26 protein-coding genes and 2 pseudogenes are annotated in these 22,922 nt (G+C 61.4%); 11 read left to right on the top strand and 17 right to left on the bottom strand.

Translation table 11 applies throughout. The annotated features are described in order from the left end of the window. Positions 1-79: 79 nt before the first annotated feature. Complete coding sequence (locus RBJ75_RS21360) at positions 80-787, bottom strand: peroxiredoxin-like family protein (protein ID WP_044404548.1); 708 nt, start codon at positions 785-787, stop codon at positions 80-82. A gap of 47 nt (positions 788-834) precedes the next feature. Here RBJ75_RS21360 and RBJ75_RS21365 point away from each other — a divergent pair, with 47 nt between their 5' ends. Then, positions 835-1,833 (top strand): LysR family transcriptional regulator, encoded by a 999-nt coding sequence (locus tag RBJ75_RS21365; RefSeq protein ID WP_317528531.1) that lies wholly within the window; start codon positions 835-837, stop codon positions 1,831-1,833. Here RBJ75_RS21365 and RBJ75_RS21370 read toward each other — a convergent pair. The 8 genes from RBJ75_RS21370 to RBJ75_RS21405 form a co-directional block, all read right to left on the bottom strand. After that, a complete protein-coding gene (locus RBJ75_RS21370) occupies positions 1,830-2,540 on the bottom strand; it encodes an SDR family NAD(P)-dependent oxidoreductase (RefSeq protein WP_044404545.1) in 711 nt (236 codons plus the stop codon). The two genes, RBJ75_RS21365 and RBJ75_RS21370, sit on opposite strands and share 4 nt — an antisense overlap. A 56-nt stretch (positions 2,541-2,596) precedes the next feature. Next, positions 2,597-2,986, bottom strand: coding sequence for a glycine cleavage system protein GcvH (gene gcvH / locus RBJ75_RS21375; RefSeq protein ID WP_044404542.1), 390 nt, complete (start codon positions 2,984-2,986; stop codon positions 2,597-2,599). Beyond that, positions 2,983-3,609, bottom strand: a complete 627-nt coding sequence (locus RBJ75_RS21380; RefSeq protein ID WP_173427306.1) for a redoxin domain-containing protein — start codon at positions 3,607-3,609, stop codon at positions 2,983-2,985. Before RBJ75_RS21380 ends, gcvH begins: the two co-directional genes overlap by 4 nt. An 84-nt stretch (positions 3,610-3,693) precedes the next feature. Next, positions 3,694-4,182, bottom strand: a complete 489-nt coding sequence (locus RBJ75_RS21385; protein WP_044404539.1) for a hypothetical protein — start codon at positions 4,180-4,182, stop codon at positions 3,694-3,696. A gap of 49 nt (positions 4,183-4,231) precedes the next feature. Continuing rightward, positions 4,232-5,335, bottom strand: coding sequence for an NADH:flavin oxidoreductase (locus tag RBJ75_RS21390; protein WP_044404565.1), 1,104 nt, complete (start codon positions 5,333-5,335; stop codon positions 4,232-4,234). 422 nt (positions 5,336-5,757) lie between these two features. After that, positions 5,758-7,128, bottom strand: coding sequence for an amidase (locus RBJ75_RS21395; RefSeq protein WP_044404537.1), 1,371 nt, complete (start codon positions 7,126-7,128; stop codon positions 5,758-5,760). Between the two features lie 6 nt (positions 7,129-7,134). Beyond that, entirely contained in the window at positions 7,135-7,812 is a 678-nt protein-coding gene (locus RBJ75_RS21400; RefSeq protein ID WP_044404536.1) for a 2-hydroxychromene-2-carboxylate isomerase, read from the bottom strand. Between the two features lie 64 nt (positions 7,813-7,876). Continuing rightward, positions 7,877-8,764, bottom strand: a complete 888-nt coding sequence (locus RBJ75_RS21405; protein WP_044404534.1) for a polysaccharide deacetylase family protein — start codon at positions 8,762-8,764, stop codon at positions 7,877-7,879. Between the two features lie 357 nt (positions 8,765-9,121). Between RBJ75_RS21405 and RBJ75_RS21410 the strand changes: the two genes are divergently transcribed. Beyond that, positions 9,122-10,036 (top strand): LysR family transcriptional regulator, encoded by a 915-nt coding sequence (locus RBJ75_RS21410; RefSeq protein ID WP_276156639.1) that lies wholly within the window; start codon positions 9,122-9,124, stop codon positions 10,034-10,036. On the opposite strand, the gene RBJ75_RS21415 is transcribed toward RBJ75_RS21410, so the two are convergent. After that, positions 9,963-10,904 (bottom strand): LysR family transcriptional regulator, encoded by a 942-nt coding sequence (locus tag RBJ75_RS21415; protein WP_044410766.1) that lies wholly within the window; start codon positions 10,902-10,904, stop codon positions 9,963-9,965. The two genes, RBJ75_RS21410 and RBJ75_RS21415, sit on opposite strands and share 74 nt — an antisense overlap. Positions 10,905-11,022: 118 nt before the next feature. On the opposite strand from RBJ75_RS21415, the gene RBJ75_RS21420 reads away from it, so the two are divergent. From RBJ75_RS21420 to RBJ75_RS21430, 3 genes are all read left to right on the top strand, one after another. Beyond that, positions 11,023-11,568 carry a carboxymuconolactone decarboxylase family protein gene (locus RBJ75_RS21420; RefSeq protein WP_044410064.1) on the top strand — a complete coding sequence of 182 codons (546 nt, stop codon included), beginning with the start codon at positions 11,023-11,025 and terminating at the stop codon, positions 11,566-11,568. Between the two features lie 62 nt (positions 11,569-11,630). Further along, positions 11,631-12,272: a pyridoxamine 5'-phosphate oxidase family protein gene (locus tag RBJ75_RS21425; protein WP_044410066.1), complete on the top strand. Its 642-nt coding sequence runs from the start codon at positions 11,631-11,633 to the stop codon at positions 12,270-12,272. 26 nt (positions 12,273-12,298) lie between these two features. Further along, a complete protein-coding gene (locus RBJ75_RS21430; RefSeq protein ID WP_044410062.1) occupies positions 12,299-12,751 on the top strand; it encodes a DUF1348 family protein in 453 nt (150 codons plus the stop codon). A 129-nt stretch (positions 12,752-12,880) separates the two neighbouring features. Here the strand turns inward: RBJ75_RS21430 and RBJ75_RS21435 are convergent, their stop codons facing one another. Beyond that, on the bottom strand, positions 12,881-13,444 hold the full coding sequence (locus tag RBJ75_RS21435) for a TetR/AcrR family transcriptional regulator (protein ID WP_276156649.1): 564 nt from the start codon (positions 13,442-13,444) through the stop codon (positions 12,881-12,883). Positions 13,445-13,628: 184 nt separating this feature from the next. On the opposite strand from RBJ75_RS21435, the pseudogene RBJ75_RS21440 reads away from it, so the two are divergent. Both RBJ75_RS21440 and RBJ75_RS21445 read left to right on the top strand, forming a co-directional pair. Then, positions 13,629-14,015 (top strand): annotated as a pseudogene (locus tag RBJ75_RS21440) (RidA family protein); the annotation flags it as partial. 114 nt (positions 14,016-14,129) lie between these two features. Then, positions 14,130-14,426: pseudogene (locus RBJ75_RS21445) on the top strand (RidA family protein); the annotation flags it as partial. A gap of 68 nt (positions 14,427-14,494) precedes the next feature. Here RBJ75_RS21445 and RBJ75_RS21450 read toward each other — a convergent pair. Continuing rightward, positions 14,495-15,061, bottom strand: a complete 567-nt coding sequence (locus RBJ75_RS21450) for a TetR/AcrR family transcriptional regulator (protein WP_276156640.1) — start codon at positions 15,059-15,061, stop codon at positions 14,495-14,497. 110 nt (positions 15,062-15,171) lie between these two features. On the opposite strand from RBJ75_RS21450, the gene RBJ75_RS21455 reads away from it, so the two are divergent. The 4 genes from RBJ75_RS21455 (at position 15,172) to RBJ75_RS21470 (ending at position 18,364) form a co-directional block, all read left to right on the top strand. Further along, a complete protein-coding gene (locus RBJ75_RS21455; protein ID WP_044417191.1) occupies positions 15,172-15,549 on the top strand; it encodes a VOC family protein in 378 nt (125 codons plus the stop codon). Positions 15,550-15,764: 215 nt separating this feature from the next. Further along, positions 15,765-16,523 (top strand): SDR family NAD(P)-dependent oxidoreductase, encoded by a 759-nt coding sequence (locus tag RBJ75_RS21460; protein ID WP_044417366.1) that lies wholly within the window; start codon positions 15,765-15,767, stop codon positions 16,521-16,523. An 86-nt stretch (positions 16,524-16,609) separates the two neighbouring features. Beyond that, on the top strand, positions 16,610-17,317 hold the full coding sequence (locus tag RBJ75_RS21465; protein WP_044417364.1) for an SDR family oxidoreductase: 708 nt from the start codon (positions 16,610-16,612) through the stop codon (positions 17,315-17,317). Between the two features lie 114 nt (positions 17,318-17,431). Next, on the top strand, positions 17,432-18,364 hold the full coding sequence (locus tag RBJ75_RS21470) for a LysR family transcriptional regulator (RefSeq protein ID WP_044417362.1): 933 nt from the start codon (positions 17,432-17,434) through the stop codon (positions 18,362-18,364). Positions 18,365-18,384: 20 nt separating this feature from the next. Here RBJ75_RS21470 and RBJ75_RS21475 read toward each other — a convergent pair whose 3' ends face one another. The 5 genes from RBJ75_RS21475 to trbL are packed head-to-tail and all read right to left on the bottom strand — an operon-like array spanning position 18,385 to position 22,919. Continuing rightward, on the bottom strand, positions 18,385-18,606 hold the full coding sequence (locus tag RBJ75_RS21475) for a DUF2274 domain-containing protein (RefSeq protein WP_044417360.1): 222 nt from the start codon (positions 18,604-18,606) through the stop codon (positions 18,385-18,387). Continuing rightward, positions 18,606-19,829 (bottom strand): TrbI/VirB10 family protein, encoded by a 1,224-nt coding sequence (locus tag RBJ75_RS21480; protein WP_276156641.1) that lies wholly within the window; start codon positions 19,827-19,829, stop codon positions 18,606-18,608. Before RBJ75_RS21480 ends, RBJ75_RS21475 begins: the two co-directional genes overlap by 1 nt. Next, a complete protein-coding gene (trbG, locus tag RBJ75_RS21485; RefSeq protein WP_044404069.1) occupies positions 19,826-20,875 on the bottom strand; it encodes a P-type conjugative transfer protein TrbG in 1,050 nt (349 codons plus the stop codon). The genes RBJ75_RS21480 and trbG overlap by 4 nt, the downstream gene beginning before the upstream one ends. Beyond that, on the bottom strand, positions 20,872-21,555 hold the full coding sequence (gene trbF, locus RBJ75_RS21490) for a conjugal transfer protein TrbF (protein ID WP_276156642.1): 684 nt from the start codon (positions 21,553-21,555) through the stop codon (positions 20,872-20,874). Before trbF ends, trbG begins: the two co-directional genes overlap by 4 nt. Continuing rightward, positions 21,555-22,919, bottom strand: coding sequence for a P-type conjugative transfer protein TrbL (gene trbL, locus RBJ75_RS21495; RefSeq protein ID WP_276156643.1), 1,365 nt, complete (start codon positions 22,917-22,919; stop codon positions 21,555-21,557). Before trbL ends, trbF begins: the two co-directional genes overlap by 1 nt. Between the last annotated feature and the right edge of the window lie 3 nt (positions 22,920-22,922).

Here is a 22,922-nt window from a genome sequence, read left to right on the forward strand (position 1 = left end):
GCAGAAAGCTGCCCCCTACGATTGCCGACCGGATCCTCGGCGCTTCAACGCGCCGAAGATCGGATTGGGTGAAAGGAGATCAGGCGACCTGCCGATGGCTCAGTTGCTCTAGAACCGGGAAGATGGCCGAAGGCTCGGGGCGCCGTGTGTAGTCGGCGTTCACTTCGGCATAAACGATGGTCCCATCCTGCGCGATAACGTAGCGAGCAGGCATCGGCAGGGTCCAACTGTCCTCGCCGTTGAACTGCGCCAGGTCGGCGCCGAGCGCCTTCTGGACCTCACGCAGATAACCCGGCAAAGTCCAGCGGACCCCGAACTGAGCGGCGATCTCCCCGCCATGGTCGCCGAGGATTGGGAACCCCAGTCCGTTCTGTCGCTGCGATTTCCGACTATTTGGCGCCGTCTGCTGCGAGATCGCGACCAGGGTTGCCCCGCGCAGCTCGATCTCCGAACGGGCTTCTTCCAGCGCGCTCAGGTCGAAGTTGCAAAACGGACACCAGGCACCGCGATAGAATGTGACCACGAGCGGCCCGTTCGCGAGCACCACCTTTGAAGCGACTGGATTGCCGTCAGGATCAGGAAGGGTGAACTCGGGTGCCACGTCGCCGACTTTCAAGGCACGGCTCTGCGCGCCGGACGCGATCAGTTCGTCGGTGGAGCGATGGAGCGCTTCGACTGCAGCCGGCGGCGCGAGGTTGTTATCGAATTCGAATTTAAACGCATCGAGCTTGCCTTGCAGTGGCAGACCGGATTTCGCGATCGTGGCTAGGGTTTCCTGAAGGGTCATCGAACTTCTCCTTGTCGGGCCAGCAACATCGCTGGTGTTGCCTATGGATGCGCTATTCCAATCGCTTGCAGAAGAAGGGCTGGGGCGATAGCATATATTCCAACTTGGAATATTTGGTGCATGAAATGGATCGATTGCACGCGATGGAAGTCTTTGTCCGTGTCGTCGAGACCGGCTCCTTCTCGACGGCCGCGCGAGATTTGCGGATTGGGCAACCGGCTGTGTCGAAATTGGTCGCAGCATTGGAGGATCACCTCCAGGTGCGGCTTCTCGTTCGCTCAACGCGCCAACTTCATCCGACCGAGGCCGGCCAGGCTTTTTATGAGCGCGCGCGCCGAACCCTCGCGGAAGCAGATGAAGCTGAGACCGCTGCCCGCGGATTGGGCAAGGGGCTCGATGGACGACTTCGCGTTTGTGCGTCCGTCACCTTCGCGAGGTTGCACATTGTGCCAAGGATCGGCGCATTCTTGGACGCGCATCCCAATCTTCGCGTCGATTTCGTCATGGATGACCGATACATTGATTTGATGGGGGAGAACATCGACGTGGCTCTGCGCGCGGGCGAGCTACCCGATTCCAGCCTGACCGCGCGCAAACTCGCAACGTGCGGACGATCAGTGGTAGCGAGCCCCGCCTACCTCTCGCGAATGGGCACACCATCAGCCCCGAGTGATCTCCTCGACCACACTGCGCTTGTTTACACACAGGGCCTGGTTGCGGAGGAATGGCGATTTCGTCGCGCGACTGCAGATACGTCCGTGCGCATTCCCACCCGGCTCTCGTTCAGTGCGGCCGAGGGAGTTCGCGAGGCGGTGATTGCCGGTCTTGGCCTGGCGATCAGCTCGCGATGGATGATGGAACCGGAGCTTGCGAATGGGAGCGTTATTCCGGTGCTTACCGACTGGAAGCTTCCGAGCGCCGACTTGTGGGCTCTCTATCCGAGCGGGAGGCTACCGACGGCGAAAGCGCGTGCCTTCGTCAACTGGTTTGAAGAAAACTTCTCAAGTAGAGAGTATCAATCCACGTCGGTGGGTACAGCGAGCTAGAACTTCTCTGACCACGGGCGGACATCGATCTCGTGAGACCAGGCGCTGCGCGGCTGTCGATGCAGTTGCAGATAAAGTTCAGCGATCGCATTTGGCGCGAGCAGCGAGTCCTCCCCACGTTCCTCGGCCAGATGTCGATAGCGCTCTGACTCGATTTGTCCGTCGATGATTACGAAGCCGACATGTACGCCTTGAGGCCCCAGCTCACGAGCCATGCTTTGCGCGAGCGCCCGCAAACCGAACTTGGGAACCGCTAAGTTGGCAAAGCCAGCGCTGCCGCGCAGCGCAGCAGTTGCGCCCGTAAATATGATCGTGCCATGCCCACGCTTGACCATGCGACGTGCGGCCGCTTGCGCGACAAGCAAGCCACCAAGGCAGCCGATCCGCCAGCATCGCTCGAAGTCGGCGGGATCGATGTCGAGGACGTCGGCCTTCTGGAACGCGCCGGCGTTGAATACGACGAGATCCAGTGCTCCGAGGTCGCGATCGACGCCATCGAAGACACGAAGGACGTCGTCGGCACTTGAGACGTCGGCGGTATATGGGCGAATGTCGTCACGGCCTTCAGACTGGATCAGAGACTTTAGCTTCGCTTCGTCGCGAGCCACCGCGCCGACTTGCATGTTCTCGGTCGTGAAGCGGCGGGCCAGTGCCCATCCCAACCCTGGTCCGACCCCAAAGACGATCGCGGTTTCGCGTGCTGCCATGGATGTTGCTCCTTCGCCTTGGCCTGCCTCCGCCCATCTCGGCGAAGGCACGCCCTTCAGAGATTCGTTGTTCCAAGAGCGTTGACGAACCTCTTGTACGCTTCCTCATCCAGGAGTGCGTCGAACTCCTTCGCGTCTGCTAGGCGGAGCTTGAAGAGCCAGCCCTTGCCCATCGGGTCACCGTTGATCTTTGCTGGGTCGTCATTGAGCGCTGTATTGACGCCCGTAACCTCGCCGGAGAGGGGTGCGAGAAGTTCGTTGGCCACCTTCACCGACTCAATGGCAGCGACTTCTCTGGCCTGTTCAACACGCTTGCCGACTTGCGGGAGGTCAACATGAACGATTTCGCCAAGCTGCGTTTGGGCATAATCGGTGATACCGACGACGGCTTCACTGCCGTCGAGCCGGACCCATTGGTGATTGTCGTTGAAACGCACAATGCTCATCTCGTGCCCTCAGGGAGGTCAGACTCCAAATCCTGCTCGCCAATAGTCTGGGCATACGTTTTGCCGTACGGATAAAAAAGGTCTTTGCGGCCTTGCTCCCACGCAGCCTTGAGCTCCGGCTTAGTGATGTCGAAGTCGGGCCGGCATTTTTCTGTGACGACACGCAAATCCCGACGGAGATCATCCATGGTCGGTCGACCGAAGTACCAGTAGCCATTGTAGATCTTATAGATCACAAGGCCCGGTTCGAGGACGATCACATGGGGAATCATCGGATCATGGCGTGGATCCGTATATTCAGCGATCTCAAGGTCCTTTTGGATGATGCGCCTGCTATCCGAAAGAAAGGGCCAATGAGCACCAACACCGCTGCGGTATTCATTGGTCTCAGTAATATTGTCGGTGCTGATCGTGACGAGACGGCAATAGCCAACTTCCATCTCATCGTGGAGATCAAGTAGCTTTTGGTGTTGTTGGCGATCTTTGGGACAGTATCCGCCACGGCTGAGTACCAGCACCATAGGGCTTTGGCCTTGCAGAGCCGAAAGCTTCCGGCGTTTTGCAGTATGGTCAGAGAGCTCGTAGTCGGGGAGCATGGCCCCCGGAGTCATATCGTGTCGCATAAAGCGCCTCTTGCGTTTTCAGGCAGTCCTTCCGGATTACAATGCGATGGCTGATGAGGTCATTCCTCACAGCCAAGGAAAGCGTTATCTCTTCCAAGACCTGTTGAGCAGGACCCAGAAAATCAACAGATGCGAAATGATCACCAAAGGGGCGTAGAAAGTGTAGATGTACCAAATAGTGGATAGGTTGAAGCTGGGGACGTTCAAGCTCAGCACGCCGCGCAGTCCGTTCAATAGGTCAGCAAATCCCAACGTATTCGTCACCCACACCAGAGGGACGGCAAAGCGCCAGTTACTCCGCAGAGCAAAAATGGAGGCGAGGGCCAGCGCAGCTGCCAAGAGGTCACCGTAAGCGGCGCCAGAAAGGAACTCTCCAGGGAGTCTCGGATCAATCATTCCCGTAACTAACAGCGTCATTCCCACATAGCGGGGCACATGCACCCAGAGCAGCGGAATCAGAGCGGCATTGCGAGGCAGCTTGGTCAGCGACGGCCAAACGTACCACGCCGCGACGATGGAGAAGACGGCGCAACTCACGAGAAGCTGCATCCAGAATATTGCGACGCTACCCATGTCTAATGGCTCCCGTTTATGTTCTCGACGATCCTCAATCGAATCGTCTTTACATCGCCAGCTCGGCTTCTTTGATGTTGGCTATCGGCCCAAGGATCGTTGGGTCGAAGTCGTTGAGGGCGCCTCGACCGGACCAACGCCTCGGTAGGTCGGGATTCGCCAGGGCCCCGCGGGCGATGGTGATGATATCGGCACCGTCGTCCAGCGCAGCCAGCGCCTGTTCGACGCTGTGCAGACTGCCATTGGCAAAGATCGCTGCTTTGGGTGCGTGGCGCTTGGCGAGTTGCATCAAGGATGGACCTTCCGACGTGAACGCCGGCTTCCACGCCTCGAATTCGGTTACATGGATGAAGTCCGCGCCGGCCTCCGCGAGGCTGCCGAAGATGATTTCGGCGTCATGCTCCGCATCGGCCCACTTGTGATGGTAGTCGTTCACCTTGCCTTGAGAGATGCGGACGCCGACAGGCACCTTGGGGCCGACCTGCGCTCGCACAGCCTTGAAGGTTTCGAGGATCAATCGCACGCGGTTCTCCGTAGAGCCGCCCCACGAATCCGCCCTGGTGTTAGCGTAGTCGGTCAAAAACTGGTCAAGAAGATATCCATTGGCGCCGTGGATCTCGATTGCATCAAACCCGGCAATCTTGATTGCGCGCCCTGCCGATTCAGCGAAGCCGGTGATGGCGTCGACGATCTGCGCCTCCGTAATCGCGGCCGGCAGGGCGTAGGCGCCCTTACCATGATAGAACGACATCTGTTCGCCCTTCGGCTGGACCGGAGACGGCCCAACCGTGGTGTCGCAAAAGCGATTGCCCTGGCTGATTGCCCCAGCATGCATGATCTGGGCGATGGCGAGCGCGCCGTGCGCCTTGATGCCGCTGACGACCGGTTTCCAGGCGTTGGCCTGCGCTTCGTCAGTCATGCCGGGCTGATGGATGTAGCCCTGCGAGAACGCCTGATCGGTATAGATACCTTCGGTGATGACTGTCCCGAAGCCACCGCGCGCGAAACGCTCGTAGTAACGGGTCATCGTTTCGGTCGCCCGGCCATCGTCGGTCGCCGAGATGCGTGTCATCGGTGCGACGGACAGGCGGTTCTTCAGGGTACGGCCGTTTATAACGATCGGTGCGAAAAGCGCGCTGGTGTCAATGCCCATCGTCCAGATCTCCAGAACCATCAAACCGAGCGTTTTGCGCTCTAATGCGCAGGAAATTCGCTCGTACGAGTTAGATTTAGCCTGTGCGGGTAGGCTGGAGAAGACAGGGTGGATGATAAGCAATATATCGTTTGGCGTTAGAATACAGATTCTCTGAATGAGGCGATACCCGTTGTGACGGTCGAGAGCCTGTTGGGCTGCGGCTCGTCAGAAGGGGCACGGTGCCGGCGCTGGTAAGCCGGTAGAAGAGACCTCTCTGCCTCACGCGGCTCCTTTCATCGAAGCTGGCAATCGACGCTCCACTCGATCTGGTCCGGCGGCTTCGGTCTCTCAGTTCGGGTGGAGTGTTGCGAGCCCAACAACGAAACTCGCGAGTTTGGTCGCCGAAACGAGTTTGGAAGACATTCCTGTCAGGGTCGATCTCATTTCCCGCGGATTATGGCTTCCGCCGCAAGGGCGGCTGACAGCAGCGTCGTGTCACGCCCGTGTGCGGCCGAGAGCAGCACGCTCGTCGGCATGCCGTGCTCGTTCACTCCATTAGGGATTGCCACTCCGCACCAGTCGAGAAAATTGCCCAGCATCGCGTTGCGCACCGTCTGCACGTTCGCGCGCGCGAAGACATCATCGTCGGCCAGCAGTGGAGCGACCGGCATCGCTACCTGCGACGTGGTTGGAAAAGCGACGATTGCTTCGCCGATCAACGCTTCTGATTCTGCGATGAGGCGTCTGCGGGTCTGAATCACCACGTCGAGGTCAACGGCGGTCATTTGCTCGGAGAGCCGGATCCGCTCGACGACGCGGCGATCGATCCGGTCCGCGTCCGGTCCGATCAGACGTTTGCGGTGGAGGTGCAGCGCCTCGGCGCCGAGGAGATGGCCGTGATTGGCGAACAGTTCGATTGCCTCGGCGATCTGCGGCACGGGGCGGCGCTGGACGCGAACGCCGGCGCGCGCCAGTCCGGCGAGCGTCGCCTCGAAATTGGCGAGGACCGCAGCCTGGCAACCGTCGAGAACGACGGTCTCCGGCACGAGAATCCGGAGGCCGTCAAGGTCGGCGGGCCGCGCCTCGGGCGTCGGAACGCCGCGCAGAGCGGCGTCAACGAGCACGCAGTCTTCGACGGTATTGGCGAGCGGTCCAAGCGAGTCGAGCGTGCGCGAGAGCGGGAAGACGCCATCCATCGAATAGCGCCCGGTAGACGACTTGTAGCCGACGACGCCGTTGAAGCTGGCCGGTACTCGGATCGAGCCGCCGGAGTCAGTTCCGATGGCTAAAGGTGTCAGCCCCGCCGCCACCGCGACGGCAGATCCCGAGGAGGAGCCGCCCGGCGACCGCGCGATCTCAGGATCGCGCGGGTTGCGGGGCGTGCCGTAGTGTGGATTGAGGCCCAACCCCGAGTAGGCGAATTCACTCATGTTGACGAGGCCAATAGTGATCAGGCCCGCGCCGACTGCGGCCCGCAGCAACGCCGCGTCGCGTTTGGCCGGGGACTCCGATTTCAACACGACCGATCCGGCCGTGGTCACCCGGCCCTCAACATCGAACAGATCCTTCCAGGCCATCGGAACGCCGTCGAGCGCGCTGAGCGGGAGCCCGGCGCGCAGCCTAGCGCGCGATGCCGCCGCCTCCTTGCGCGCGCGCGCCGCCGCCACTTCGATGAATATGGCCTTGTCGGGATTGTCAGCGATCGCGGCAAGAGTCTCCTCTACAAGGCCGCACGGGTCCAACCTCCCGGATCGGAGTTCGGCGCCCAGCGCAGCTGCAGTCCGTCCAGGATCAAAGCTCGGCGTGGACAAGCAACCTCACAAGGACTCGCTCTTTGGCGATGCGCCTCGCCTTGCGAGGCCACGCTGCTTCAGCCTCCATACGAGCACGTCAAAGCGGTCTTGGCCAAAAAACGGTTCATTCTCGAAGACCATGGTCGGCACCCCCCAATGCCCGGCCGCCTTCAACGCATGATCGTTATCCGCCAACTGCGCGTCGAAGCGTTCACGGTGGATGTCCACCGCGGATTGAAGGTGCGAGAGAGCGAGCCCCGCTCGCCGCGCGGCTTCCGCAAGGTGGTCGCCTCTGTCCCAGCCGTCTACTTCCCCGCTCCACAGCAGCTTGGCCACCTCCCAGCCAAATTCGACGCCGCGCCCTTCTTCCGTTGCTGCTATACCAAGGCGGCTTAGGCGCAGCGCCAGCGGCTGCTCGGCCGCGATGGCGAGGGTCTTGGGATCCTGATTTATCGGATCGGGAACAGGCCGCCTGAAGGGAAGCCCCTGGAACGCAGCGGCCCGTGCGCTGTCCAGAACGAAATAGGGCCGCGCCAACGGATCCATCCGAGCGAAGTAGGACGGATTACGGATTGCTGCAGGATTGACGATCCGAAAATCGACCGAGACCATGTGACTCTCTCGAAGCGACATGATTCTCGGTAATACGATGTATGAGTAGGGGCTACGAAATGACCAGTACAGTTCTATCGCCAAGGCCATGCCAATTCCCCGTCTATGCCATATTGCTCATTGTCTCAGCCGAAAACGCCGGTGCGGTGACCGTCTAGTCAAATCGATCGCCGTAAGATTCTCTGAACCAAGTGTTGATTTCTCCAGAAGTCGCGAACCACACGCCGTCGTGGGAGGAAATATATTGGAGAGCTGCGGCCAAGTGCTTGGCTCTGAAAGGCTGCCCAGCGATGAAAGTATGAAGGCAGATCGGCATGATCTTGGCCCGGTTCGCGCTCTCTGCGTAGAAAACGTCGAATTGATCGCGGATGAGCTGGCCGAATTCTCCGGCCGTGATGCCGAAACTCAAGACCGAAGGAAGGTCATTGCACTCGACGGAATAGGGCATGGAGAGCAACCCCTTCCCGGTGTTCACCTTCATCGGAAACGGTTCATCGTCGGCGGAGAAATCGCAAAGGTATTCTATTCCTGCTTCCGACAACAAATCCGGCGTGTCAAACGTTTCAGACATAAACGGTCCAAGCCAGCCTTTCGGTGGGACACCCGTACTCTTCGCAATTGTAGAAACGACGTCGCCGATAAATCGCCGTTCGTCATCCGGCGAGAGGCCGTTCAGGAATGTGGAGTTGTTCTTGCCGTGACCCAGCCATTCCCAATGGAGCTTCTTCCCAGCCTCGACGATTTGAGGATATTCCAGGCAGATGTCGGAATTTAAGAGGACGCTCGCGCGCACGCCGAGTTTTTCGAACATCTCGGCGAGCCGCCAAAAGCCGACGCGCTGCCCGTAGTCGCGCCAGCCATAGTTGAGAGGGTCGGGCGAAAATTTCGTCGTGCCCGGCACGATCGCGGGTCCCGGGATGTTCTCCGGAAAGTGCTCGATGTTGAGGTAGAGAACCACTGCAACTCTCGCTCGATTGGGCAGTTGCAGCGGCACTCGATCGACGATCGGGGAGAAGCTATATCGGCTTGTTTGCGTGAGCATCGTATCACCTTCGTCTTGCGCTAGGTCGAGCGCCGGTCCTGCTAACTGGGCGACCTAGCCTTACCCACACCCCGCGCAGCGCTCGCAGAAGTGGTCTTCGTCTCGGCCGACGATCATGGGCCGCGTCGATGAGAGTCATCGGTACGACAGAACAGAGAGCCGTTCGATGCCGTTTATAACGTTCAGCGCGAAAAGCCCGCTTGTGCAAATCTCCGTCGTCCTAGGTCCAAACCATTGCATCGGCCGCTTTCCGCTCACGGCGCAGGGTCAAACGCCCCTTGGCGAAGGTTTAGCTTTTGTGGACGGGAGGCGGAAGATGGGATGGACGATAAGCAATATATCGTTTAGCGTTAAAATATGGATCTCGCGGATGTAGCTCTGTTTCGCGCAATTGCGTCAGTCGGCAGTCTGTCGGCGGCGGCTCGCCAGATAGGCACGACGCCGATGCTGGTCAGCCGCAGATTGGCAGGTCTCGAGGCCGAACTCGGCGCGCGTCTGTTCCACCGCACGACGCGGTCTCTATCGCTGACGCCCGAGGGAGAGGCGTTCTTGCCTCACGCGGTGACCCTAATGGAAGCCCGCGATTCGGCATTCGACTCGGTCTCGTCCGGTAGCTCGGGCCTCTCAGGCGTGTTGAAGATTACAGCGCCGAACGTCATCGGCCACTCTGTCGTGGTCCCTGTCGTTGCCGAGTTGATCGCCGACAACCCCGCGCTACGCGTCGATCTGACCCTGAGCGACAGTGTCGTCGATATCGCAACGGCAGGTCTGGATGTTGCCGTTCGCGTGGCGGAGATGAAGCCGTCGGACATGATAGCGACAAGGGTTGCCGACAATCCGTTTACTTTGATCGCATCGCCAAGCTACGTCGCACGCTTCGGACAACCCGCGACATCAGAAGACTTGGTGAGTCATCCCTGCATTAAGCTTCATGCGATGGACACTTGGCCATTCACGCGGGGGGGCCAGATGCATCGAGTTCGGATTAGTGGCCCCTTCTCTGCCAGCACCGTCGATGCGGTCCGAGCAGCCTGCATCGCCGGCGTCGGGATCGCCATGTTGACCTACTGGGATGTGCACAAGCAGGTCGCGCGGGGAGAGCTGCGGCGTATAGTCTTAGCCGACGTCGAACCGCAGGAAGTTGGGATATGGGCCGTGTTCCCGACCCGCACGCACATGCCTGCCCGGGTGCGGGCCTTTATTGATGCGTTGCGAGATCGCTGCATGCCGGGATCTCCCAGTCCTCGATTGGTACAAGCGGATCGTCTTTGAAGTATTCCCGGGCGCTTTTGATAAAGGCGCCAAGGTTGGTCGAGGCGATGCGGCGCGCGGGATGGATCACGCTGACTGGAAGCTTTTCGGCCGTAAAACTGACCAGGAGCGGGACCAAGCGGCCAGCTAGCACACTGGACATCACTTGGTAGGACAGTGTCCTGGAAATGCCGAGGCCCGCCTCAGCGGCCGCGATCGCCGCATCACCGCTATTCACGGTCAATCGGGGCTCGACGCGAACCAGCTTACCGGTCGTCCCGAAGCGCCATTCGTTGGTCGCGTCGAGACTCTCGAAGGCAATAATGTCGTGGGCCGATAGGTCGTTTGGCGCTTTCGGCATTCCGCGGCGCTCCAGGTATTCGGGGCTCGCCACCAAGACGCGGCTGACGGACCCGAGGCGGATCGCCTTCATGCTACTGTCGGCTAGGTCGCCGACGCGAACCGCCACGTCCACGGCTTCCTCCGCGAGGTGGACGTTGCGATCCGAGAGCGACAAGTGGACAGTCAGGCTCGGATGCTTCGTCAAAATCCGGGTGATGATCGGCAACACATGCAGCCGACCAAATAGGATTGGCGCCGCGACCTTCAGTGACCCCCGGGGCTCTGCGTCCTCGCCCCGGACGCGGCGCTCGGCCCCTTCAATGTCCTCCAGCACTTGCCGGCAGCTATCCAAGAAAATCTCGCCACGCTCGGTCAGGCGGACCGAGCGGGTGGTGCGATTGAGAAGTACGAGACCAAGCCTGTCCTCCAGATCGGCGACCGAGCGGGTGACGACAGAGGGGGATAGCCGCAACTGCCGCGCCGCCTCGGCGAAGCTGCCAAGGGAGGCGACGGCGACGAACGCACGCATAGTTTCAAGTCGGTCCATGCACTATTGCGTACTTGACAATAAAGACTTGTCAACAAGCGTGATTATCGCTGATTGGGGATCATCGTACAAGCATCGGGACGCCGGCGCCGCCGGATCAGACCCTCTGGAGGATGCCGTGTCCCGAATAACCGTACCCGCCCGCGAAGCCGCTCCCGCCGCGTCTCAGTCCATGCTGGACGCTGTGGAGAAGCAATTGGGCGTCATTCCCAACCTTTTTCGTCTCGTTGCCCTGAGCCCGGCGGCGCTTCAGGGCTTGCTGGGCCTCAACGGTGCCTTGGGCAAGGCCTTGGACGTCAAGACCCGGGAGCGGATCGCCATCGCCGTCGCCCAGGTCAATGGCTGCGACTATTGCCTCTCCGCCCACACCTACCTTGGCTTGAATTTGGCCAAGATCGACAAGGCTGAGATTGCGCTGAACCGCAATGGTGCGTCGTCTGACCCCAAGGCCAATGCGGCCGTCGCGTTCGCCCGCAAGATCACCGAAAATCGCGGGAGCGCCGCCGAGGCGGAGCTCCAGGCTGTGCGGGCGGCCGGCTATACCGACGCGCAGGTCATCGAAATCATCGCCGTGGTGGCCGAAAACGTCTTCACCAACATGGTCAATATCGTTGCCGGCACGGAAATCGATTTCCCGGTCATCCATACCGCCGAAGCAGCCTGAAGCAACTGGCTGCCGGCGGGAGATGCCCGCCGACAGCCGTCCCTTGGGGTAAGGTGTGGGTCATGGCTTACGGATTTCTCGACACCCTCTCGACGCGTGGCGTGCGGGCGGCACAGGCCGCCAACGGCAGCGCTGAGATGTGGCAGAAGTTCAGCGGTCACCGTGCGTTCGATCGCTTTACCGCCGCCGAGACCGCCTTCGTGCAGGCCCGCGACAGCTTCTACATGGCCACGGTCTCGGAATCGGGCTGGCCCTACATACAGCACCGCGGCGGACCTGTCGGCTTCCTGAAGGTCCTTGATGAAAAGACGCTTGCGTTCGCCGATTTCCGCGGCAACCGCCAGTACATCAGCCTTGGCAACGTGGCTTCGGACGATCGCGCCGCCCTGTTTCTGATGGACTATCCCAATCGCCAGCGCCTGAAGATTCTGGCGCATATGAGTGTTCGAGATCTCGCCGCTGAACCTGAGTTCGCCGAGCAACTGTCGTCGCCCGGCTACAAGGGGCGGCCTGAACGGGCCTTCATCCTCAAGCTTGAGGCTTTCGATTGGAACTGTCCCCAGCACATTACTCCGCGCTTCACCGCGGACGAGGTCGCCGCCGGGACGTTGCTCCTTCGGGAGCGCTTGGCCGAAACGGAGGCTCAGCTGAAGATTCTTCGCGAGCACGTCGCTCGCCCGCAAAACCCGGAGAGCGCCCCTTGAAAACTTCTAACGAAGCTCGCCCCCCCATGCCGCCGTTCACGCGCGAAACCGCGATTGAGAAGATCAGGAAGGCCGAGGATGCCTGGAATAGCCGCGATCCGGAGCAGGTGTCGCTCGCCTACACTCCGGACAGCCGATGGCGCAATCGGAGCGAGTTCCTCCAGGGCCGCGCGGCGATCATCTTGTTTCTGCAGCGGAAGTGGGACCATGAAAGCGATTACCGGCTGATCAAGGAGCTCTGGGCGTTCACGGAAGATCGTATTGGCGTCCGCTTTGCTTATGAGTGGCATGATCTGACGGGAGCTTGGTTCAGATCCTACGGCAACGAGAACTGGGCGTTTGATGCGCAAGGTCTGATGCGCGAGCGACACGCCAGCATCAACGACGTCGCGATCGGCGCCGCTGATCGGAAGTTTAACTGGGATCGAAAGGGGCCGCGTCCGGCTGACCACCCGGGCTTGAGCGAATTGGGGCTGTGATGGCAGCGCCGGCTCGTCAGATGGCCGCTCCTCGCGGCTGCTCGCAGCTTCGACTTCTCCTGAAAGTTCCGTTATCGACCTGGCCTGGGGGTGGCGGGTCAACGACAGACAACTTGGTTCGGGCCAGCCTCAACGCGCCAGAAATCCTTCGGCCATGAGCCGGAACGCCTCGATCGCCTTCGGCAGGACGATATGTGGCTCGTCGCTGGCGGCAACCCATAGAGCGGCATTGAACGCCGTGCCGCTCAGAAGGCGTGCAGCGGCCTCGACATCGACTGACTTAATGACACCGTCGGCGATCAGATCGGCGACCGCCTGCTTTGTGACGCTCAGGCAGGCATTCTGGCTCGGCCACGTCGAAGGGTCGCCCAGGAAGGCAGGTCCGTCCAACAAGACGATCCGTCGGATTTCCGGGTCCAGCGCCATCCCGATATACGCTTCGCCCTCAGCCAGCAGCCTTGCCCATGGGCTTGCCGCAGTTGCTGCGGCCAGTTGCGCGCGCGCAGCCATCTCGCCATCGACTTGGGAAACGACGGCAGCCAGCAGTCCCTTCTTGTCGCCGAAGCCGTGATAAAGGGCGCCACGAGTGAGGCCGACTTGCGCGGTGAGTGCGTCCATCGACGCCTCGGCGTAACCCGATTCAGCGAACGCTTTTCGCGCTGCTCCGATCAGCTTGATGCGGTTTTCTTCCATCGTTTCAGCGCGACGCTTTGCAGCCAAAGCAATCTCCTATTTCGCATACGGCGCGTATATGGAGTTGACAGCCGGTACACATTTGTGCTTTCACATACGCAACGTATCTTACTACCGCGGCTTCGCGAGAATGTCGAGCAAAGCTGGTCGGGTATGTTCGCTTCCACCATGAAAGGACGATCTAATGACCCAGCGTCAGGCAGTGTTTCCAGCCAACCGACATGCCCTCTACGAGCAGCATGGATATTCCGCCGCAGTGAGATCGGACGACCTGTTGTTCGTGTCGGGTCAGGTCGGCAGCCGCGCCGATGGTTCGCCTGAGCCCGATTTCGAGGCTCAGGTTCGGCTGGCTTTCGCCAATCTGGAAGCCACGCTCGCGGCAGGAGGATGCACATTCGACGACATCGTCGATGTGACATCGTTCCATACCGATCCGGAAAAGCAGATGGGCGCGGTCATGGCGGTGAAAAGCGAGAAGTTTCCCCGAATTCCGTATCCGAACTGGACGGCGCTTGGCGTCAACTGGCTTGCCGGTTTCGACTTCGAGATCAAGGTAACCGCGCGCATTCCTTCTAGTACATCGGCGTCTGTAAGCCGCCGGAACCCTCCAACAATTTGGGATATGGCATCGGGCGGGTACTCGCAAATCAGTATCGCAGAACCGGGCCGTCTCGCCTTCCTGTCCGGTCAGGTCGCCTGGCTGCCCAGCGGCGAGGAAGCGCCCAAGGACGTTGCCGGCCAAGGCAAGATTGCGGCTGCCAACCTCGCCGCCGCACTCAAGGAACTAGGGGCGTCCGGGCAAGACATCGTGATGCTGCGCGTCTACGTCGTCGATGCGACCACGGAAAAATTCCAGCAGGTCCAGACCTCCCTAGATGAACTAAAAGGGACCGGGATGCCCAGCATCACCACGATTGGCGTTCAGGCACTCTATTCGCCGGACATCTTGGTCGAGATTGAAATGGTGGTGCGTGTGCCCTGAACGGGAGATCCCGGACACGGTCATCGAACTTCGGTGACCGTGTCAAAGGCGGAAACGCGGGTCGACACCTAACGGACTGCGCTTTCGATAATTGCGTTGATGAAACGCTCGTCGGTCTCCTCCTTGGAGAACCAGCGACGGAAAAAGAACGGTCCCACTAGGGTGGCTATGAGATCGGTTGTGACGTGATCCGACGGGATCTCGCCTTTGGCCTTGGCGCGTTCTATGACGGCGTCGAATGGCGCCATGAAAGCTTTGTGAAGCGCCGCCTGCATGGCGTTGATCTCAGGGTCGCGCTCGGCGGCATCAATAATCGAAGGATAGACCGAACTCCAATTCGCCGTCTGCAACTGATCAGAGAGTCTCGCCAGCAGAGCCCGCACGTCGCCCCGCAGACTTCCGGTGTCCGGCACGTCCGGTGCGCTTCCGAGGCGGGAACAGGCATCGATCAGCAAAGCCGAGCGCGACGGCCAATGGCGGTAGATCGTCGTTTTCGAGATGCCGGAAACGCGGGACACCTCGTCGATGCTCACCCCGCTGATGCCGCTTTGCACGAGCTGCCGGTACGTTTCGGCCAGCACTTGCGCTTTGGAGCGCTCGACCCGCTTGTCCGCAATCTGAATTGGTCCTGCCACAGCCGCCTTCCCACTTGACATAAAACAGCACGATACCGTAGCGTATCACAAATACGGTCCCGTGCAGTATCGAAATTCGGGAACCACATTGCAAGCCGGAAGGGTGCCCTATGAAATTCGCCTATACGCGTCTCGTCACAGACGATGTCCAAAGCCTCTCCGCTTTTTACGAAAAGCTGTTGGGGACGCCGTCAAAGGGGAACGACGATTATGTCGAACTCCACCCTGGGGGCGCCATTCTCGCCATCGTAAGCCGGAAGGCCGCCGAGTTCATGCACGGTGGGGAATGGGTCGCTGGCGCCAATCGAACGGCCATCCTCGAGTTCGAAGTCGACGATGTCGATCGGGAGCGTGAACGCATCGACTCCCTTGTGACCGACTGGCTGCAGCAGCCAAAGGACATGCAGTGGGGCAATCGCTCCATGCTGTTCCGCGATCCCGACGGCAACCCGATCAACTTCTTCAAATCACCCGCCGCCAAAGCCTGACCGGGCATTGAGGTGGCGGACGCCATCGGCTGGTGCAACCAGTGAGCAGACAATCATGACGAACAGAGCATTCCGTATCCACGCGTTCGGCGGCCCGGAGGTTCAATATTTACGCCGTCATTCCTAAGAAAAAATAGTCCCATTCGACTTTGTGCCTGCGTCGCACCGACACCGGATACGCCGTCGATCTTCTAATTTGACTTTGAGAGGTCTCCATGAACACCAAAATAGCTATCATCACAGGCGCTGGCCGCGGGCTTGGCCGCAATATGGCCGTCCATCTGGCGCGCCGAGGCGTAGGCATCGTCGGCACGTTCAGGGGTGGTAGCGAAGGCGGTCCCGACTCGACAGCGGAGATCGAGGCTGCGGGCGGGCGGGCCGCAATGCTTCAACTCGATGTCAGTCGGACGGCCGACTTTCCGGCGTTCGCCGAGCAGCTTCAGAAGACGCTGGAGACGACCTTCGGGCGCAGCAATTTCGATTACCTCGTCAATAATGCGGGGAACAGTGCGTTCGCGCCGGTGTCTCAAACGACCGAGGAACAATTTGATTCCCTGATCGCCGTACAGTTCAAGGGGCCGCTATTCCTGACCCAAGCGCTGTTGCCGATGATCGCCGACGGCGGTTGCGTCCTCAATGTTTCCTCTGGCGCGGCGCACACAGTCTCTCCCGGTCTCGGCGTGTACGCGGCGAACAAAGGTGCGGTTGAGGTTTTGACCCGCTACCTAGCGACTGAACTTGGCGGCCGGAAAATCCGGGTAAACGTAATCGCTCCAGGCGCCATCGCGACCGACTTCGCCCACGGCGTGGTTCGCGACAATCCAGACATTAATAAGAGGGTCGCCGGCGCGACTGCGCTGGGCCGCGTCGGTCAGCCTGACGATATCGGCGCCGCTGTCGCGTCAATTCTGTCTGACGATTTCGGATGGGTGAATGGCGCGCGCATCGACATCACCGGCGGCCAGGGGCTTTAGCACCGCTGGTCCTTTGGGGCCCCGCGATCGAGGCCTCTTCCGATCACCGAGTTAGAATAATCGTTGAAGCATACGGATCTGCAGTCATGGTGACCAAAGAAGCGGCCGTTATTGTTGGCGTCGGGCCGGGTCTGGGGGCGGCGCTGGCGCGGCGCTTCTCCGCCGCCGGCCTCAGCGTGGCGATTGCTGCGCGCGATCTAGCGAAGGTCCAGGCCATCGCGACCGCTATTGGGCCTGACGTGCGTGCGTATGGCTGCGATGTCACGGACGAAGACCAGGTGGACCAACTGTTTCGTGCGGTGGAGTATGATCTCGGCGCCCCGCATGTCGCGATCCACAACGTTGGCGCCTACCTGCGCAAGAGCATCCTTGAATCGACCAAAGACGATTTCGAGATGTGCTGGCGATTGTGCTGTCTCGGCGGGTTTTTGATCGGGCGCGCGGCCGCGCGGATCATGGTGCCTCAAGGGCACGGTACGATCCTTTTCACCGGCGCCACGTCCAGTCTCAGAGGCGCGGCACTGTTCCACAATAACGCCGTCGCAAAGTTCGGATTAAGGGCACTCGCACAGAGTATGGCGCGCGAACTTCAGCCGATGGGCGTGCATGTGGCCCACGTCGTCATCGATGGCGCCATCGAGAGCGAACACCTGCGGACCGTGCTCGACAAGCGTGATCCGGAAAGTTTCCTGCCGCCTGACGATATTGCCGAAGCCTATTACCAGCTCCACGTTCAGCGTCGCGGCGCCTGGACGCAAGAGCTGGATCTTCGGTCTTGGAAGGAAGGCTTTTAGCTATGGCGCGTCTTCGCGCGGAGGAGAGGAATACTTCGCCGTCATGGCCGCACCGGCGGCGATATTCCACTACGAAGGTTGGAGAGCTAGTGCTGCCGGTATTGGTATTGATCCATGCCAGACGTCGTCCTTGATCTTCGCCATCTGAAATATGCGATGGTTGCCGCCGAGCAAGGTAGCTTTCGGCGTGCAGCTGAGTTTCTAAATTTGTCGCAGGCGACCGTAAGCCGACGCATCCAACTGCTTGAGCGCAGACTTGGAGTTTCGCTGTTTGAGCGTAGTAGAACGGGCTCCCGACTTACGCAGGCTGGTGAAATTTTTATCCGGGATGCTGAGGTTGGCGCTGCGCACTTTCGACAAGCAGTAACGAACCTTGGGTTGGCTCGACAAGGACAGACCGGCAAAATCCGCATTGGTCTTATGGCCTCGCTGGCGAGAGGGTTTCTTGGAGAGTTGTTCAGTACCTTTCGGGCCAGCTTTCCGAACATAGATGTGACCTTCGAAGAGGCGTCTTCGCAATCAAACGCTGCTGGCGTTCTCAACGGGCGGCTTGACGCGGCCTTCATTTCCGGCAGGCCGGAACTGCCAGGGTGCCATACGCGCATGCTGTGGCAAGAGCGGATCTTTCTGGCAATGCCCGTGTCGCATCAATTGGCTGGCGTGAAAAATGTGCGTTTGAATCTCGTACGTGACGAGACTTTCCTTGTCGGCGCCGACGGTCCAGGCCCGGAAATAGAAGATTATCTTGTTCGTCAGCTCTCCGTCCTCGGTTTTCGCCCGAAAATTGTTGCTCAGAAAGTCGGTCGCGAGAATCTTTTAAATATGGTTGCAGGGGGCTATGGACTAACACTGACGACGTATTCGACACTTGGGGTCGCATATCCGGGCTTATCGTTTGTTCCTGTTGGAGAGCCTGAAGAAAATGTCATCTCAAGCGTCGTGTGGCCCGCCAACAGCAAGAATCCCGCTTTGATAAAACTGCTCGATATTTGCTACATCCTGTCGCGCAAATATCAAGAAATCGATGGCTTTGCCTTATCGCCTTAGCCCGATCACACTGTAAATCATTAGAGCAATTGGCGGCGCGCACTGGCGAAGCCACGATCTGTGGCCATGAACCGCTCCAACATAGGGACAATCAAACGGAGAGGATCGGTTACTTCCTGTCCCTGCTCTTTACTAAGGGCTTTCGCGTACGCAAAGAGATCGCGGTGCAGCGCTGCAGGTAAATCCAACGTGATTTTCACTGGTTTGTCGTCGACAATTGGCCCGAGCTTCAGCTTCGCCATTATGATCCTCCATACGGCTCAAGGACAAGATCCCGCGTCACGATTACCCTCACTGGAAATCCAGGCCGGATCGTCAGTGTCGGCGCGATGTTGAGCTGGCGACGGACGATCTGCTGGCCGGCGTCGTTGATCGTATCCTGCCCGCCGTTGCGGATCGCGCTGATCAGTCGATCGTCGTCGTTTGTGGCCAGCTCTGCGCCGATGCTGAGCAAGGTCGAGAGCCCTGCTGCCTTCGCCAGATCCCACCAGTGATAGTCGACGCCGTCCTGCAGGCCGGCGAATCCTTTAGCGTCTGCCCCTGGCTGACGCTCGAGAACGATTGAGCGACCGTTCGGAAAGATCAGGCGGTTCCAGACCAGCAGCACACGGCTCTGACCGAACTGCACGTTGTTGTCATACTGGCCAATGACGCGCGTGCCCTGGGGCACGAGAAGGATGCGGCCGGTCGGGCTGTCGTAGATGTTCTCGGTGACCTGCGCCGTGATTTGGCCTGGCAGGTCGGACCTGATGCCGGTGATCAGCGCTGCCGATATGACCGCGCCGGCCTGCAGGATGTTCGGCGACGCCGGCGCGGCGACGCGATCTGCCGCGACCGTGCGGCGATCCGGGGCTGCGTTGAGGAAGGCGCTCTGGCGGTCCTGCGCTGAGGGCGTCGCCGGCGGAGGCGCAAGGCCGAGGCCAGCCAGGTCGGGCGCCGGCGGCGGTGCAACGGTGGGCGCCGCGACTGAGGCGCCAGCGCGTGTCTCGGTGCCCGAGAACAGCCGGCTGGTCCGGGCCGTTTCGATCTCCTGTAGCCTGCGCTGCTCTTCCGGACTGATGCCCGGATTGGGGGTGGCGATGCCAGGGGCTGGAACGGCCTGACCTCGCTCCTGCGCGCCGACGATTGGGCGGCCGAGATCGCCCGGCAGGGGCGGTCCGAGGCGAGGCACGCCGCTGTAGTCGCGCGGCAATCCGGCGAGCCCATCGGCGGTCGAGCGGTTGTCCGTCGAATAGAGTTCCTCGTTCGGGCGGGCGCCATCGCGGGTCTGAAGCGCATAGACGAGAGCACCGCCGAGCCCGACGCTGGCGACGAGGCCGATTCCCGCGAGGACTTTACGCGATAGTCGGGTGACACGCGGCGGCTCGGCGCGCAGCCGCATCGGTGCGGCGCTGGCCGGCTCGCCGGTCAAGGGTTGCGTATCGTCGGCCGACGTGTGCTCGTTCGGGGGCTCGTTCTCGCTCACGACGCCGGCCTCCCGTCGGTGCGGGTGATGCGGACGCGCTTCTGGCGATCGCCGGAGCCGAACCGCAGCTCGGCGGCGGCGAAGAGCCGGTCGACGATCATGTGGTTGCCGCGGACCCGGTAGTTCACCAGCTCGGAGGTGTTACCCTCGGGTCCGACGACGAACAGCGGCGGCATTTCGCCCTGGCCGATCCCGCGGGGAAACTCGATGAAGACCTGACGGCCGTCGTCGAAGGCGCGCAGCGGCCGCCACGGCGCACGGTCGCCGTCGATGGCATAGCGGAAACTGACGTTGGCGAGATCGACGCCGCTCGCCACCGGCTGGGCGGCCTGCGCCTCGGCGTTTTGTCGGCGCAGCGCGATGAGCTGGTCCTGCGGGTATTGCCACGAGACCGACGCCATATAGGTCCGCTCCGTCGAGCGAAGCTCCATATGATAGGTGCGCAGGTTGGTGTTGATGACGAGGTTCGTCATCAGTTCGGCGCGCGTGGGTTTCACGAGGATATGGATCTGGCGGGTTGCGCCAGATCCGCTCTCGGTGTCGCCGATAATCCAGCGAACGGTGTCGCCCGCGGCAACGGGACCGGAGCCGACGAGCTGCTCGCCCGGCTGCAGCGCGATGTCGGTGATCTGGCCGACGGCGGTATAGACTTGGTAGAGCGCTCCTTGCGTGAACGGATAGACCTGCATCGAGTTGATGAAGCCGTCGCGCACCGGCTGGATCCGAGCGGCGGCGTTGGCTTGGTTCACCCTTGCCGTGGGATCGGCAGGCTCCGGCGTGCGCCGGGACGGCTCGACGCGTTGCAACTGACCAGGCAGCGGCAGCGGACGTGGCAGTTCGACCACGGTGACGGGCGCTGGTGGATCGACCGTCTGCACGGCCGGGGCCGCGTTGTCGTAGGAGATTTCCGGCGGCGGATTGGTAGTGGCGCAGCCGGCGAGCGCGGTCGTCGCCAATAGCACGAACGGCAATACGCATCTGCGCGGACCCGGAGATGCGATGATGTGTGAAGCCGGATTTCCGGCTTTACGGAAAGACGGCTTCATTGCCCAAGCTCCCGTGACCAGTTGATGGCGTTGACGTAGATGCCGAGCGGGTTCGCCCTGAGCCGGTCGGCGTTGCGCGGGATCTGCACCACGATCGTCAGGATCGCGGTCCAGCGCGTAGTCTCGGCGAGCTGACCGTTCTCATAGCGGCGCTCGACCCAGGCAACGCGGAAGCTGTCGGGGGACGCGCGAATGACGCTGGAGACGTCGACCGCGATCTGCTGGCGGCCGACCTTCGCGAACGGGTCGTTCGATCGGGCATAGTCGTTGAGAGCCATGGCCCCGCGATCGGTTGCGAAGTCGTAGGCGCGCAGCCAATTCTGGCGGACGATGATCGCGTCGGCGGGAATCGAGCGGACCTGCTCGATGAAACGCGCGAGGTGGAAGGCGATTTGCGGATCGGTCGGCCGATAGTCGGCGACGGCAGGCGCGACGGCCTGGGCTTGGCCAAGTCGATCGACCTGCACCACCCAGGGCACAATCGTCCCCCGCGCCGACTGCACGACAAGCGCGGTGGCGAAGCCGGCCGACAGGATCAGCGAACCGAACGCCATCGTTCGCCAGTTCTTGGCCTGCAGGCGCGAGGCGCCGATGCGTTCATCCCAGACCTGGGCGGCGCGCTGATAGGGCGTCTCCGGCTCGGGGGCTTTGCCGTAATGGGTGGAGGGTCGTTTGAACATCAGCGATCGCCTTCGGAAAGATTGACGGAAGAGCCGCCGCCATGGGCGTCGCCGGAGCGGACGGCATGGGCCGTGGCCTGGACGGCATGGGTCATGTGCTGCGAGCGGCGCATCCGCTGCGCCCAGGCCGGCGGACCGCCGGCGCTCGCGGAACCGGCGGCAGCGGCGCCGTCACCGGCCGCGTCACCGCCGATCGAGCCCGCAGTGGACGTGCCGCCCGTCGCCTCGAAGGCGGCCTTGCCGCCAGCGTTGAAGCTGGAGCGCATGCTTTCGGCGGCGCGCGACGCAGCGCGGCGCAGGGGCGAGACGGCCGCGCTACCGCCAGCGCGGGCAACGCCGCCGAGCCCGGACGCGACGCCAGCGGCGCCGGACTGGCCGGCTGCTCCGAGGCTGTAGGCGGTGGATGCGCCACCGGCGATCGCCGCGCCGCCGCGGGCGGCAGCGGCTGCGCCACCGGCCAAGGCAGCACCACCGGAGGCGGCGGCGCCGACGGCGCCCGCGCCGAGCGCGACCATGCCGCCCGCGGCGATGCCCGTGCCGACCGCTGCGCCGGCGCTGAGCTGCGGGCCGCCGGAGACGAGACCACTGGCGATACCGGGACCGAAGATGCCCAGGCCGAGCAGCGACAGCGCGGCGAGCACGATGGCCATCGCCTCGTCGATGGTGGGGGTTGCCCCGCCGAAACCGGCGGTGAACTCGGAGAAGAGGGTCGAGCCGATGCCGATGATGACGGCGAGGACCAAAACCTTGATGCCGGAAGAGATGACGTTGCCAAGCACGCGTTCGGCCATGAAGGCCGATTTGCCGAACAGGCCGAACGGGATCAGCACGAAGCCCGCGAGCGTCGTCAGCTTGAACTCGATGAGCGTGACGAAGAGCTGGATGGCGAGGATGAAGAAGGCGAGCAACACCAGCGCCCAGGCCAGGAACATACAGGCGATCTGGATGAAGTTCTCGAAGAACGACCAATAGCCCATGAGGCTGGAAATCGAGTCGAGCAGCGGTCGTCCGGCGTCGAGACCGGTCTGTGCCACCTTGCCGGGGCGCATTAGATCAGCCGTGGTGAAGCTCGTCCCGCTGGCTTTCAGGCCGAGCCCGGCGAAACTTTCGAAGATGATCCGGGCGAGGTTGTTCCAGTTGCCGATGATGTAGGCGAAGACGCCGACGAACAGCGTCTTCTTCACCAGGCGGGCCATGATGTCGTCGTCGGCGCCCCACGACCAGAACAGCGCGGCGAGCGTCACGTCGATGACGATCAGGGTGGTGGCAATGAAGGCGACTTCGCCGCTGAGCAACCCGAATCCGCTGTCGATGTAGCGGGTGAAGACCTCAAGGAAATGGTCGATGACGCCGGTGCCGCCCATGAT

Origin of the sequence: Rhodopseudomonas sp. BAL398, from assembly GCF_033001325.1 — a bacterium.
Classification (GTDB): domain Bacteria; phylum Pseudomonadota; class Alphaproteobacteria; order Rhizobiales; family Xanthobacteraceae; genus JARJEH01.